At 53.1% G+C, this 13,026-nt stretch carries 13 protein-coding genes; 5 read left to right on the forward strand and 8 right to left on the reverse strand.

Annotated elements, in window-relative coordinates; all coding sequences use genetic code 11:
* Positions 1-102: 102 nt before the first annotated feature.
* The gene (locus tag LZU96_RS20355; RefSeq protein ID WP_233988372.1) at positions 103-1,317 is read right to left on the reverse strand and encodes an MFS transporter; all 1,215 of its coding nucleotides are present in this window, start codon (positions 1,315-1,317) and stop codon (positions 103-105) included.
* A gap of 515 nt (positions 1,318-1,832) precedes the next feature.
* On the opposite strand from LZU96_RS20355, the gene LZU96_RS20360 reads away from it, so the two are divergent.
* Entirely contained in the window at positions 1,833-2,717 is an 885-nt protein-coding gene (locus LZU96_RS20360; protein ID WP_233988373.1) for a LysR family transcriptional regulator, read from the forward strand.
* A gap of 242 nt (positions 2,718-2,959) precedes the next feature.
* On the opposite strand, the gene LZU96_RS23650 is transcribed toward LZU96_RS20360, so the two are convergent.
* From LZU96_RS23650 to LZU96_RS20370, 3 genes are all read right to left on the reverse strand, one after another.
* A complete protein-coding gene (locus tag LZU96_RS23650) occupies positions 2,960-3,244 on the reverse strand; it encodes a biofilm development regulator YmgB/AriR family protein (RefSeq protein WP_419149896.1) in 285 nt (94 codons plus the stop codon).
* A gap of 105 nt (positions 3,245-3,349) precedes the next feature.
* On the reverse strand, positions 3,350-3,538 hold the full coding sequence (locus LZU96_RS20365) for a general stress protein (RefSeq protein WP_233988374.1): 189 nt from the start codon (positions 3,536-3,538) through the stop codon (positions 3,350-3,352).
* An 855-nt stretch (positions 3,539-4,393) separates the two neighbouring features.
* Positions 4,394-4,969 (reverse strand): TetR/AcrR family transcriptional regulator, encoded by a 576-nt coding sequence (locus LZU96_RS20370; protein WP_233988375.1) that lies wholly within the window; start codon positions 4,967-4,969, stop codon positions 4,394-4,396.
* Positions 4,970-5,084: 115 nt separating this feature from the next.
* Here LZU96_RS20370 and LZU96_RS20375 point away from each other — a divergent pair, with 115 nt between their 5' ends.
* A complete protein-coding gene (locus tag LZU96_RS20375) occupies positions 5,085-6,515 on the forward strand; it encodes an amidase (RefSeq protein ID WP_233988376.1) in 1,431 nt (476 codons plus the stop codon).
* A gap of 114 nt (positions 6,516-6,629) precedes the next feature.
* On the opposite strand, the gene LZU96_RS20380 is transcribed toward LZU96_RS20375, so the two are convergent.
* The 3 genes from LZU96_RS20380 to LZU96_RS20390 form a co-directional block, all read right to left on the reverse strand.
* Entirely contained in the window at positions 6,630-7,385 is a 756-nt protein-coding gene (locus LZU96_RS20380; protein WP_233988377.1) for an alpha/beta hydrolase, read from the reverse strand.
* A gap of 176 nt (positions 7,386-7,561) precedes the next feature.
* A complete protein-coding gene (locus LZU96_RS20385) occupies positions 7,562-8,977 on the reverse strand; it encodes an NAD-dependent succinate-semialdehyde dehydrogenase (RefSeq protein ID WP_233988378.1) in 1,416 nt (471 codons plus the stop codon).
* Positions 8,978-9,076: 99 nt separating this feature from the next.
* Positions 9,077-9,886 (reverse strand): helix-turn-helix transcriptional regulator, encoded by an 810-nt coding sequence (locus LZU96_RS20390; protein ID WP_233988379.1) that lies wholly within the window; start codon positions 9,884-9,886, stop codon positions 9,077-9,079.
* Between the two features lie 226 nt (positions 9,887-10,112).
* Between LZU96_RS20390 and LZU96_RS20395 the strand changes: the two genes are divergently transcribed.
* From LZU96_RS20395 to LZU96_RS20400, 3 genes are all read left to right on the forward strand, one after another.
* Positions 10,113-10,736, forward strand: coding sequence for a pyridoxamine 5'-phosphate oxidase family protein (locus tag LZU96_RS20395; protein ID WP_233988380.1), 624 nt, complete (start codon positions 10,113-10,115; stop codon positions 10,734-10,736).
* Positions 10,737-10,826: 90 nt separating this feature from the next.
* Positions 10,827-11,057, forward strand: coding sequence for an IS110 family transposase (locus tag LZU96_RS23655; protein ID WP_409520452.1), 231 nt, complete (start codon positions 10,827-10,829; stop codon positions 11,055-11,057).
* A 9-nt stretch (positions 11,058-11,066) separates the two neighbouring features.
* A complete protein-coding gene (locus LZU96_RS20400; protein WP_233988381.1) occupies positions 11,067-11,372 on the forward strand; it encodes a hypothetical protein in 306 nt (101 codons plus the stop codon).
* A 573-nt stretch (positions 11,373-11,945) separates the two neighbouring features.
* On the opposite strand, the gene LZU96_RS20405 is transcribed toward LZU96_RS20400, so the two are convergent.
* Complete coding sequence (locus tag LZU96_RS20405) at positions 11,946-12,581, reverse strand: glutathione S-transferase family protein (protein WP_233988382.1); 636 nt, start codon at positions 12,579-12,581, stop codon at positions 11,946-11,948.
* Between the last annotated feature and the right edge of the window lie 445 nt (positions 12,582-13,026).

Here is a 13,026-nt window from a genome sequence, read left to right on the forward strand (position 1 = left end):
CAGACGTTCTCTTGCGATGAGGTGACGCAACGGCACGGTTTGGGTTAGCGCGCTGAGATCACGGCCCGGCGGCGGACCCACTGCCGGACCGGATCGTCAGCGCTACGCAGGCTGCTGCAGGCCCTGCACAGCCAGGCCACGGCGAGCGGCCAGCACGGCAAACAGCGCAGAGAACAGCAGGATCACCACGCCAAAGGCAAACGGGCTCCACCAGCCAGCCGCGTCGAAGAGCTGACCACCGAGGCTGGCACCCAGCGTGATCGCCAGCTGGATCACTGCCACCATTAATCCGCCGCCCGCTTCAGCCTCTTCCGGCAGCGCGCGGCTGAGCCACAATCCCCAGGCGACGGGCGCTGGCGTGGCAATTAATCCCCACAGCGTTAACAGCAGGCCCGTTCCCCACAGGGAGTGCCCCTCCACGATCAGCAGACCGCCAATCAGCGCCATCGCCAGCGGGATCACCACCAGCCAGATAAACAGGCGGTGCGCCAGCAGGCGCCCGATAAACCAGGTTCCCACCAGACCGGCGGCACCCAGCAGCAGCAATATCAATGAGAGCGCATCCACGCTGGCACCGGTTACCGACTCCATAAAGGGGCGCAGATAGGTAAAGATGCTGAACTGCCCCATGAACAGAAACATAATGCCGGTCATTCCCAATGCGACATGCGGATGTCGCAGTAACCGCAGTGGGGATGCCGTAACCTTTGTCGTGGCACCTGATAGAGAAGGAATGCTGCGCCATTGCCAGATAAAAGCGACCAGCGCCAGCGGCACCACCATAAAAAAGACACCACGCCAGCCAATATACTGCCCGAGAAAACTGCCGAGCGGTGCCGCAACCGTGGCCGCCAGCGCGTTACCGCCATTGATCAGCGCCAGCCCTTTAGCCACCGAGTGGCGTGGAACCAGCCGCATCACCGTAGCGGTGGACATCGACCAGAATCCTCCAATAGCAACGCCCAGCAGCGCACGCCCCAGCATAAACATGACGCCATTTACGGCGAAGGTCACCACCAGACCAGAGAGCGCCAGTAACAGCGTAAAGGTTACCAGCACCTTTTTACGGTCGCGCTGACCGGTTAACGGGGTGTTAAGCAGGCTGGTGAGCACGGCAAAAAAGCCGCTGATCGAGATCGCCTGGCCTGCCTGTCCCTGACTGATGCTGAGATCGCTGGCAATGGGCGTCAGCAAGCTGACCGGCATAAATTCTGAGGCGATGAGTACCACCACGCCCAGCGCCATCGAAAAAATGGCACCCCAGGCAGCACGGTGAGGTTGCGCGGCAGAAGCCGCGTGAAGGTTAACTGAAGACATGTTCATTCCTGCTATGCAAAGACGTCAGCGATTTTATCCCGGAAGGAATGTTTTGATTAATAGCGGTAAACGGGATGCAATTGTGAGATAAATTCATCAATAGGTAGCCGACCGGGCTACGGCACGCAGAACGGCAGCCCATTAATCGCTGAAAAGAGTGCCATCTGCCTTGATCACGCGTCCGCCTGATACCCGCTGGCCTTCAGCGCTTTTGGTTAAATACCGTAACGGCGACAGGGAATGCGCTAAATAAGGTAAAACGGCGGGTTTGTTATGCTGGCAAAAATGAGCGGAATCATTAATCGTATAAGGCGCAATGCCCTGATGAAAGGATTTCTCAAATCATTCTGACCGCCGCCGAACAGCTGCGACTGACCGGAATCAACACGCTCAGTGCGGCCGGTTTAACGGAGCGATCCAGCCCCGTTTAAATAGCAGGGTGATGGCAGCTGGCACTCAGATCCGATAATCTGCAACGACTTGTGAATAGTCGTCACAAATAAAGACAGGATCTTATGAACGATATTCAGGCGTTTATCGCGGTAGCGCGCGAAAAAAGTTTTACTAAAGCCGCCGCAGGGCTCGGCGTCAGCCCTTCTGCGTTAAGTCACACCATCCGTAATCTTGAACAACGGATCGGGGTCCGGCTACTGGCGCGGACTACCCGCAATGTCGCCCCCACCGAAGCCGGTGAAAGATTGCTGAACGCGGTCGCGCCGTTATTTGAACAAATCAATGATGAAATTGAGCGCATCGGCGAATTACGCGATACCCCGGTGGGGAATATTCGTATTACCTGTTCAGATGATGCCGCCGAAGGTTTATTACGGCCAATGCTCCCGGCATTCCTGGAGAAGTATCCGGATATCAACGTTGAAATCTGTATTGACTACGGTTTTACCAACATCGTGTCTGAGCGATTTGATGCGGGCATCAGGCTGGGCGAATCGATCAGTAAGGATATGATCGCGGTGCGCATGGGCCCGGACTGGCGTCTGTCGGTAGTCGGTACGCCCGATTACTTTAACACCCATCCCGTACCGGTTATCCCGCAGGATCTGGCTCATCACCGTTGCATCAATATTCGTCACTCCCCGGTCGGCAGTATTTATGCCTGGGAGTTTGAGAAAGCGGGAAGGAAACTGAATATTCGGGTAAACGGACCGCTGATCTCCAACAGCATTGTCCATGTTCTGAATGGCGCACTGGACGGCATCGGCCTGGCTTATGTACCGGAATCAATGGCTAAGCCGCATATTGAACAAGGAAATCTGGTAGAGGTGCTGGCTGACTGGAGCCCGACATTTGAAGGGTTCCACCTCTATTATCCCAACCGCCGTCATACCTCTTCTGCTTTTGTTGCCTTTGTTGACGCTGTTCGATACCGCGGCAAAGCGTGACGGGATAAGGATGGCAGCATCAGACGAGCGCGGCAGGGAGATCATGACCCACGCCGCCCTCTCAATTACGAAATCCCTCATCAGTGATAAATAAAAAAAAGCCCGTCTTGACGGGCTGAACGCGAAGCGTTGCGTAAAAATCACACCACGATATCCTTCCACCACAGAAGACGTGAGTTTTACTGGATCGCTCTCCGTTAGATAACGGCATAACCTGTAACTCACGAGATCAATGGGTTAAATTACTGCCGGCCAAATAGCATACGAATAGCACGGTAATAGATCCTTTTCTCTTCCATGCTTTCACAAAGCTCAAGACGTTTGACTAATTTACAGCAAATAGTTTTACGGTTAATGACCTTATCCGAGCGCATTAATTCACAGACAATAGAGCCGATAATCAGTGACCGTACGACGTTTTCGTCACTGAGATTCATTTTCTCTAAAAATTGAGATAGCAGCTCACTATTATTATCTCGCATAGTTACCTCAACACGATTAAATAATCGCCACTGCTTTCCAGCCATGCAAAAAAGCAAAACACAACCCCGTTTTTTGCATGCGCTATTACTCACCTAATCAGGCAGAAAAATGAATTAAGCGACCAGCGGTTACTCATCCGACCTTTACTCTCACCCGGCCGCTTTTTCTGAAGGTGGCCTGCGGCTTATTTTTCCACCCAGCCGTCCCGCTTCAACAGCCCGCTCTGGATTATTTTTGAAGTTTCCCCCACTGATCTGTCCGCCTTTACGTCCCGCTTCACGCGCCCGCTCTGGATTTTCCGCAAAGTTGCCCGAACCACCACGCCGCCGTTGTTGCATAGCCTCACCTCATCTCTATTTACCAATAAAAAGAATTAATAAACCAATCACCCACTGGAATTAAATATTAATTCTCAATCGGATATTTTCAAGATAAATATTTAATGCCAAAACAAAGCCCAGCGGCATATTTTAATAGTTTTCAATATTACAAAAAAATAAACCCATCATCAAAATCAATGACTTGAAAAATTTATTTATACAAGGAGTCGACTGGCTGTATAAATTTGCAAAATGTGCGATATGTGATCTTAATCACATTTATCGATAAAGTCATTCTATGGCTTCGCTTATAAAAAATCCATTCTCAACTGGTGGGATTTTATTCCATCAACCCGATCGTTAGTAAATTGTTAATCAGGATTAATTGCTATAGACGCTATTTCGAAAATATCCACCGCTGCGGGTTCCTTTGATTTAAATCGTTATTAACGGACCGGCACAATCCGTCCAGTGTAAATCAGGGAAACGAGAGTCAGGGCATGAAGGCTCAGGGAGATAGCCTGGTGACTTTAATTATCTCTGGCACTGATTGCTTTCAACAAGCGGTAGTCACTCTTTTATCGATTCTCGCCCGTTAAGCGAACAAATCAGCGTGCGGCCAGGTTCATGGTGCAGGGTTCAGCAGAGCGACGGGAAAAAAGATGGCTGATTTCCCGGTCACAGCCCGATTCTAAACTTTTTTTCAGGCAGTCAGGTTTAACGCCGCCGTTGTTGGTCTGGAGAAGATGTTTTGCGGTTAATCAGAGGCGATGTCTGCCTGGCCTGAGGATCGCAGGATGCAAAAAGTCAGCACGGTAAGCCGCCGCTACGCCATGCCGGGGTTTGCAGGGTGATGATGACGCGCACCGTCAGTCAGAGCTGCCTGAGCATCGCAGCTAACTTTTCGAGTACGTAATCCGCCGCGCCTTCAAATCCACTGTTCTGGGCGACCACCTGTAAACCTTCCAGCATCAGGGTGATCTCTTTTGCCTGCGCCTCCGGCTGGCTGGCACCTGCACGGGCACACAGCGCCACCAGCCGGTGAAATTGCCGCTGCTTATGCGCAAAAATAGCCTCTCTGACCTCGGGATACTGGCCGGTGGTTTCAGCCAGCGTATTGGTAAACGGGCAGCCTCGCTTTAGCGATCCGCTGAGATTGCCGACAATAAACTGACCAAATCCCAGAATCTGCGCTGCCGGATCGCCAGGAGTCTGCGCTTCAAGCCGATCAAAAACCTGACTGTAGTCCTCTATCAATAATTCGATCCACGCCAGCACCAGGGATTCTTTGGAGGAAAAATGACGATACAGCGTCATCTTGGTGGATTCGGCTCTCTCTGCAATGGCATCTACCGTCACACGGTTAATACCGTCCTGATAAAAAAGCGTTTCAGCCGCCTGAAGAATGCGTTCTCGCGGCGGCAGTCGCGGCTGAGTCTCTCTCGGCATAAATCCCCCTTGCAGCGATACTGGTTAGTATAATACGATACCAATCGGTATCATTTGATACTAACCAGTATACACGCGTGCCTGCTGCTGGTCTTGCCTGACTAACCGGAATCCTATGAAAATTTCAGAATATATCGCCTGTGATGCCACTGATCTCGCCCGATTGATTGCCCAGGGCGAGATAACTGCCGCAGAAGTTAAAGAGGTCGCAGTGAACGCGATCAACAAGGTTAACGGCAGGATCAATGCCGTCATTGAAGTCTGGCAGCAGGAAGAGAGCCAGCCGCAAGGGCCGTTTCAGGGTGTCCCGATGCTGGTAAAAGATCTGGGCATTGCTGTCAAAGGACAACGCAACGAACTGGGTAGCCGGCTGGCGGCAGGCTACCTCTCCCCTCACGATTCCCATCTCGCACAGCGAATGCGGCGCGCCGGTCTGATGTTACTCGGCCGCACCACGACGCCTGAACTCGCTACCAGCACCACGACCGAATCGCAATTTCACGGCGCAACCGCGAATCCGTGGAATCCCGCCTTCAGTGCTGGCGGCTCAAGCGGCGGTTCGGCGGCAGCCGTTGCTGCCGGTATGGTGCCGGCCGCGCACGCAACGGACGGCGGAGGATCGATTCGCGTACCGGCGTCAGCGAATGGACTGTTCGGCTTAAAGCCCAGCCGCGGGCGCATCAGCATGGGACCGGACGTGGATGAAGTCTGGTCCGGGCTGGCGGTGCAGGGTTTTATCAGCCGGACGGTGCGCGATAATGCAGCGCTGCTGGATGCGGTACAGGGCAACCAGGCGGGCGATCCCTTTATTATCGCCTCTGCTGCGCCGAGTCTGCGCGACTGTGTCGGGCAGGCCCCCAACCCGCTAAGAATCGGGGTGATGGCACATCCGCTTAATGGCGCACGCAGTGAGCCGCAGGTGGTTGAGGCGCTGCAACAGACTGTCGGGCGGCTGATTTCGCTGGGCCATCAGGTTGAAGAGGTGTCGCTGGAGATCGGCAGCTGGGACGCATTCGTTGAGATGAACGCGCGATTCTGGGCAGCCAATACCGCGGCATGGATCGATGCGCTGGCCTCAGCGATGAACAGACCGGTAAATGACGATACGCTGGAGCCGACAAATCTGGCGCTGTGGCGACTGGGTCATGAACTTACCGCCACCGATATGATCACCGCAATGCAGATGCGTAACAGCGTCACGCAGAAAATGGCGCAGTTTTATCAGCAATACGATCTGTTACTGACGCCGGTTTTGCCAGCCTCTCCCGCTCTGCTGGGGGAATATCATCGTCATCAGCAACAGCTGGATGGACGCGGCTGGATGCATCACGTCTTCGATCAGTCGCCCTTTACCGCGCTGGCTAATGTCTGCGGCACGCCAGCCATGTCGGTGCCATTGGGTTTCAATCCGGTGAATAACCTGCCGATGGGGATGCAATTTTTGGCCGGTTTCAATCAGGAAGGGCTGTTGTTCAGTCTCGCTGGTCAGCTGGAGCGTGCATTCCCGTGGCATCAGCGAAAGCCGGCAATCCGGGCCGGTGATTGATGCCCGCTGCGCTCAACAGAGGATCGCTTTGGCGGTAAAGCAGAGGCGTATCGGCGCACTAAAATGCCCCAGCAGAAGCAGAGTGATCCCTGCTTCTGCTGGTTATAACGGCAATTAGTGAGATAACGTTTTTGCGGCGTCTTCGATAATGGCGGCAATCTTTTTCGGTTGTGAAGCATAAATAGCGTGGTTACCTTTCAATTCGGTCACCTTGCTGTTGGCACGCTTCGCCATAAAGCGTTCCAGTTCAGGATTGATCGCCCGATCCTCAGTGGCGACGACCGCCCAGCTTGGTTTGGTTTTCCATGCCGGTGCGCCAGCCGCCGCACTGAATGCCGCTACCGCAGGCATCACCTGAGAGCGCGCCAGCAGGTCCGTTTCTTTTACCGGTAAATCGGCGGCAAAATCAGCGTGGAAAGAGGCGGGTTGCAGATAGAGGAAATGATCGTCCGTTTCGGCGATAGAGTGCGCAGCGGGCGGATATTTTTTTGCCAGGCTCAGCAATGAATCGCCTGCATCGGGCTCCATCGCCGCAATGTAGACCAGTCCCGCGACAGAAGGATCGTTACCCGCATCGCTGATGATCATCCCACCGTAGCTGTGTCCCACCAGCAGCGTTTTACCGGTCTGCATTTTCAGTACGCGTCGGGTCGCAGCGACGTCATCCGCCAGTGAGGTCTGCGGCTCCTGCACGATAGAGACGTTATAGCCCGCTTTACCCAGCATTCTGGCAATCGGATTCCAGCCAGATCCATCAACAAACGCACCGTGTACCAGCACAATATTTTTTACCGGTTCCGCTACTGAGGTAGCAGCATAGAGAGATATAACCAGACCTAACGCGATAGAGACCATTGATTTATTAAACATTTTATTCACCTTATCCGTTTCAGATTTGTTTTCAGGGCGTGACCTCTCCAGGCCGTGACGGTTTCGTCTTATCGGCCTTATGATCATCAACCCGTTTTTAACGTTGTGTGTTCGCACGGCGCGCCTGACCCGATACGGCGTTGGTTGGCGTCAGCGTGCCTTTCAGGAAAGCCCGGTCAGAGCGGATCTTTCGCCCAGACCGCCTGAGCATTGGTAAATTCGCGCAGACCGAAATGGGAGAGTTCCCGACCGTAGCCGCTCTTTTTCACGCCACCAACAGGAATGCGGGCGTTGGTTGCGGAGAAGCCATTAATAAACACCCCGCCGGTTTCCATACGGCGAGCCAGCCGTTGTCCTCGCGTGATGTCGCCGGTCCAGAGATTGCCACCCAGCCCATAATCACTGTTGTTCGCCAGTTCAATGGCATGTTCAGCATTTTTCGCCACCGAGATGGCCGCAACAGGCCCAAAGGTTTCCTCATCAAAGGCCGCCATACCCGGCACCACATCAGCCAGCACCGTCGGAGCATAAAAGTTGCCGCTCCCTTCCAGTTTTCTGCCACCCAGCAGCAGCGTGGCGCCAGCGGCCAGGGTGCGTTCGACCTGATCATGCAGTTCATCACGCAGATCTTTTCTGGCCATCGGTCCTACCTGGGTCTGCGGGTCCCGCGGATCGCCCACTTTCAGCTCACTGACCGCCCTGACGAACTTGCGGGTAAACTCATCAGCAATCGGTGCTTCCAGAATGAACCGCTTCGCAGCCAGACAGACCTGCCCGGCATTCTGGAAACGTGCCTCAACCGCCGCCTTCACCGCCCGATCGATGTTGGCATCGGCCAGTACGATAAATGCATCCGAACCGCCCAGCTCAAGCAGGCTTTTTTTCAGCGCCCGGCCCGCAATAGCCGCAACTGCAGAACCGGCCCGCAGACTGCCGGTTAAGGTCACCGCTGCAACACGATCATCTTCAATGACCCGTGCAACCGTTTCGTTGTCGGCAACCAGATTGGTGAACAGCCCTGCCGGGAAGCCTGCGCTTTCATAAACCTCCTGCAGCGCATAAGCCGATCCCATGACGTTGGGCGCGTGTTTCAGGATGAAGCCATTACCGGAGAGCATAATCGGACCCGATGCGCGGACAACCTGCCACAGCGGAAAGTTCCACGGCATCACCGCCAGCACGGAACCGATTGGCAGCCAGGAAACATAGACCCGATCATCGTTTTCGACGGCAACCGGTTCGTCAGCCAGCAGCGCCGGGCCATTTTCCGCAATCCACTCAATAGTGACTGCGCATTTCTCTACTTCTGCACGGGCCGCGGTCAGGGTTTTACCCATCTCTGCGGTGATGATTGCCGCCAGCGTGTCTGAACGTTCACGTAACAGCGCGGCGAGACGACGGTAAGCAGCGACACGCTCACGCATCGGTGTGGCACGCCAGATGCGGAAAGCCGCAGAGTTTTGTTCCAGCAGGCTTTCAATCTGCGCTGCCGTCTGTCCGGCGTAGCGGGCAATCAACTCGTCGGTCGCGGGATTACGGGATACTGCCAATGTGGCTGAAGATGTATCGGGTGTGGCTGATTGAGATGTCATGTTCACTGCCTCCTGAGAGATTTAATGCAGCGCGATTGTGCTGCCTTGAATCCATCTTAGGCATCTCAAATCAGCCCAGGAAGGCGTCTTGTTATCCTATTACTGCGAGTCACTGGCAACGTGTCGGGGGATATAGGTCACCAGTGAGAGGTCGGGTCTGCCTTCCGGTGTTAAGGCGACGTAGGTAAATTCGATGTGTCCGGAGGTCGGATGCATCAGCCGCTTACTGCCTTCGCTCATGCCCATCACTTCGGTGTCCTGCCACCATTCGTGAAACTCCGCTGAGTTTTCGGAGAGCTCTTTGATCAGCGCATCAAACGGGGCTTTATTTTGTGCGTGGGCCCTTGAGGCGCGAAAAACGGAAATCATGCCGCGCGACATCTGTTCCCAGTCAAGGATCAGCGTCCGGTAGGGCTGATAGAGAAAAAGCAGCCGCAGCGTATTACGTTCGTGCGGCTTCAGCGAACCATAATCGATAAACAGATCGGCAATCGCATCATTCCAGGCGAGGATATCGAGTCGGGTATTGCGAACGTAGGCCGGTATCGGATCGATGGCTCTGACCAGCCTTTCAAGCCCTTCACTGACGCCGGTATCAGCCTGTCGCGCCACCGGTTCTTCGCGGGGCGAAAGCGCAAAAAGATGGGATGATTCGATGCGGTTGAGTTTTAAGACTTTGGCAATCCGCTGCAGCGCATCGGCAGATGGCTTGATTTCTCTCCCCTGTTCGAGCCAGGTATACCAGCTGACGCTGACCCCGGCCAGAATAGCGACCTCTTCCCGGCGCAGGCCTGGCGTGCGCCGGGTCCCTTTCGGCAGACCAAATGCCTGTGGGTCTAGCCTTGCCCGCCGGCTGATTAAAAATGCCCCTAATTCACGCCGCTGCTCTGGTGTGGTTTTTTTTACCATTTAGCATCCCCTCTGATTTTGTTTTTTATTCTGGTTCTGCGAACAACTGACACGCTTTGCTGTTTTTATATCAAGACGGTATTTTTATAAAAGGCTTCGCTCATGGTTACTTACACTCTTTCGCAATCGGCCGGTTAATCCCTGTTGTTTATAGCGCAGAGACGTGGCGCGCCGTAATCTGTAGCCTGGGCCGCGCGTACATAAGAGTGCAACGGAGGTGGAATAGATGGCTGATGCGACCACAGTAATTACCGAAGTAGCCGAACTTGAACGGATTTATGGTGCGGTTGCCAGACCTTCCCTGATGAAAGTCACCGATCATATTCATCCGGCCTACCGACCCTTTATCGCGGCGGCGTCGTTTGTGGCGCTGGCGACGTCCGGTCCGGACGGGCTGGACGTGTCGCCCAGAGGCGATCCGGCGGGTTTCATCGCGATTGAAGATGACCGCACGCTGCTGCTGCCTGACCGGCGTGGCAATAACCGCATCGATAGCCTGCGCAACATTCTGCATGACAACCGGGTTGCACTACTGTTTCTGATTCCCGGTATTGGCGAGACCTTGCGGGTCAACGGCAGTGCGCAAATCAGCACCGATCCCGCGCTGATTGAACGGTTTTCCATCAATCAGCAATCGCCAAAAACCGTGCTGCGCATTACCGTTGAAAGCGTCTTTTTCCAGTGCAGTCGCGCCATTATCCGCTCAAAATTGTGGGACCCTGCGGTGCAGATTTCGCGTCAGAGCCTGCCGAGCACCGGCACGATCCTGAGCCAGCTATCCGCCGCTGAAATTGATGGCGAAGCCTATGATCAAGCCCTGCCGGAACGATTGAAAAACACCTTGTACTAGAGGTGGCTGCCGGTCAGCCCGCACGGTGAAATCGGGGCTGACCGGGCCGCTGTCAGTGATGCTTAGGGTGAAGCACGGCAGATCGCCTCGGTGACTGGCGCGGCTCCGGCCCGGCAGTTGCTGACGGAGTTGGTAGGCCTTCATATATCAGGCGTTATCATGGAGGCGACAAGCCGGTATCACTCTCTGGCTGAATCAATACTGATTTCAGCTGGTATGTCTGTTGCTGTCATTAACCCGCGACAGATAAAGAATTTTGCCCGGGCAATGGGAACGGTGGCAAAAAGTGATTCTATCGATGCCAGGATAATCTGCGAATAGGGTCGTCGTATGAAACCGGAATTCAGACCTGCCAGGGACAAAGAGCTTCAGGATCTGGCACTGCTTCTTACCCGGCGGCGTCAGCTGGTACAGAATCGTGTCATGGAAGCTAACAGGCTGCAGGAAAGAAATGGGGTCTGCATTGAGATGGGTATTGCAGAGCACATCGGCTGGCTTAACTCACAGATTGATACTCTGGACCAGGAAATAAAATACCAGCTTAATCAGAATACTGCGCTATCTCCAAAACGAGAAATGCTTGAAAAAGTTAAGGGCATTGGGCCAGTAACTCAGGATCCTGAGCCAGCTTCCTGAGCCAGGAGCGCTAACGCGCAGGCAGATTTCGGCGGGGGTTGGTGTATACCCGTATGACTGAGACAGCGGGCAACTTCGCGATAAAAGGGCTATCTGGGGAGGCAGGGCTGCTCTGCGGGCAACACTATATGGCGATGCTTTCAGCGGTTCGATATAACCCTCAGATTAAAGAGTTCTGTACATCCTCATCGCACATGAAAAAGTAAAAAAGTCGCGATTACAGCCTGTATCAGAAAATTCATAACAATATTCAATGCTATGTTCAGGAACCAAAAGGATTGGATATACAGCTAAAAAGATAATTTACGACTCTGGATGAATCATACGATATGTAACACTGTTCAGTCTGAACGAATACATGGTCCGCTTCGTGCCAGAAGCGGATAGTTGAAATATGATAGTCTCTGATGCTGATCGCAGTAGTTATTCGTCACTCCTGCTTTTTCAGAAGATTATTTATATCAGGCCTTTGTTAGTGCAGGCATTACCTGCCTGACGTACAGTTTTATTGCCAAACATTTCATAAATGTCTTGATTCGGGGCCAATGCGAATTATGGTTTATGGATAAACGCTCATTTAGCTTCCTCTTTAATAGCGCGAGGCATAAGATCATAAGGATGAGCCCATCCCGGTAAGGCTGACAGCCGACGTGCCCAGGCGTGGGTCTGAGGATAGCTTTCCAGATGTATTCCTGTTTCTTCTGTGAAATAAACGTAACCCGCCATGGAAATATCTGCGATCGTGGGTCTGTTGCTGGCAATGAATTGTCGACCTTTCAAATGGTGCTCTACGATCGCAAAGGCATTTTCCGCCTGCATTCGCAGAAATTTTGTGACTTCTGACTCGCCGCTTTTGCGGAGACCGACCATCATGCGTAGCGTCGCGTAATAACTGGAGAATTTGTGGTTATCAAACAACATCCAGCGAAGGATCTCAAGGCGTTCAATATCATTCTCAGCACCAAATCTTCCTGTAAAGTCAGATAAAAATTGCAGAATTACGCCAGACTGGCTTAAACGTCGTCCATCGAACTCAAGTACCGGTATCTCGCCCATCTCGTTGACCAGGCAGGAAAATTCAGCCTTCGAAGCAGGATCAAAGAAATTGACGAAATGTGGAGTCCATGGGAGGCCACACAGGTTAAGCATCAAGGCCGCCTTATAAGTGTTTCCCGATTCACCCCGGCCATAAAGTGTAAAACTGGTCATATTGATTTTCTCCAGCCTGAAAAATGTGTGAATACCAACAGATACGCACCGGTCTGTATACTCTGTCGATGGATTTCAGCGACCAATTGGCAGAGTGTAAGTAATAAAAACAACATTAAGTTACCTGTGTGTGCGGACAGGTATGCGTCACGCAGCTGGACTGAAAAACATAAGCAATAACGATACAGGCTGGTGCATTGAGGGCGTTTAAAAGTCTTATCGCATGAGTTATACGGCAGCTTAGTGCCAGCAGCGGACGTTGTGAAGGTGAGTTTATGCCCATTACTGGGGTGCAGAACAGTGCTGGAAGCTGATGTTACTTTCTTCATGGTATGTTAGCTTGCAGGGAGCAGCTCAGCTTGGATCGGTTCGCACATTGATTATGGGAAAAAAATTAAAGCCCTTAAATCAAATTAGCCATCAGGGGTTTGAGATCAAAGAGAAT

The organism is Pantoea agglomerans (assembly GCF_021397715.1).
In the GTDB taxonomy this organism is placed as follows: Bacteria; Pseudomonadota; Gammaproteobacteria; order Enterobacterales; family Enterobacteriaceae; genus Pantoea; species Pantoea astica.

What these genes read in the sequence shown, in the direction of transcription:
- LZU96_RS20355 (WP_233988372.1), bottom strand. Translation starts at nt 1,317, where the DNA reads ATGTCTTCAGTTAACCTTCACGCGGCTTCTGCCGCGCAACCTCACCGT.
- LZU96_RS20360 (WP_233988373.1), top strand. Translation starts at nt 1,833, where the DNA reads ATGAACGATATTCAGGCGTTTATCGCGGTAGCGCGCGAAAAAAGTTTT.
- LZU96_RS23650 (WP_419149896.1), bottom strand. Translation starts at nt 3,244, where the DNA reads ATGGCTGGAAAGCAGTGGCGATTATTTAATCGTGTTGAGGTAACTATG.
- LZU96_RS20365 (WP_233988374.1), bottom strand. Translation starts at nt 3,538, where the DNA reads ATGCAACAACGGCGGCGTGGTGGTTCGGGCAACTTTGCGGAAAATCCA.
- LZU96_RS20370 (WP_233988375.1), bottom strand. Translation starts at nt 4,969, where the DNA reads ATGCCGAGAGAGACTCAGCCGCGACTGCCGCCGCGAGAACGCATTCTT.
- LZU96_RS20375 (WP_233988376.1), top strand. Translation starts at nt 5,085, where the DNA reads ATGAAAATTTCAGAATATATCGCCTGTGATGCCACTGATCTCGCCCGA.
- LZU96_RS20380 (WP_233988377.1), bottom strand. Translation starts at nt 7,385, where the DNA reads ATGTTTAATAAATCAATGGTCTCTATCGCGTTAGGTCTGGTTATATCT.
- LZU96_RS20385 (WP_233988378.1), bottom strand. Translation starts at nt 8,977, where the DNA reads ATGACATCTCAATCAGCCACACCCGATACATCTTCAGCCACATTGGCA.
- LZU96_RS20390 (WP_233988379.1), bottom strand. Translation starts at nt 9,886, where the DNA reads ATGGTAAAAAAAACCACACCAGAGCAGCGGCGTGAATTAGGGGCATTT.
- LZU96_RS20395 (WP_233988380.1), top strand. Translation starts at nt 10,113, where the DNA reads ATGGCTGATGCGACCACAGTAATTACCGAAGTAGCCGAACTTGAACGG.
- LZU96_RS20400 (WP_233988381.1), top strand. Translation starts at nt 11,067, where the DNA reads ATGAAACCGGAATTCAGACCTGCCAGGGACAAAGAGCTTCAGGATCTG.
- LZU96_RS20405 (WP_233988382.1), bottom strand. Translation starts at nt 12,581, where the DNA reads ATGACCAGTTTTACACTTTATGGCCGGGGTGAATCGGGAAACACTTAT.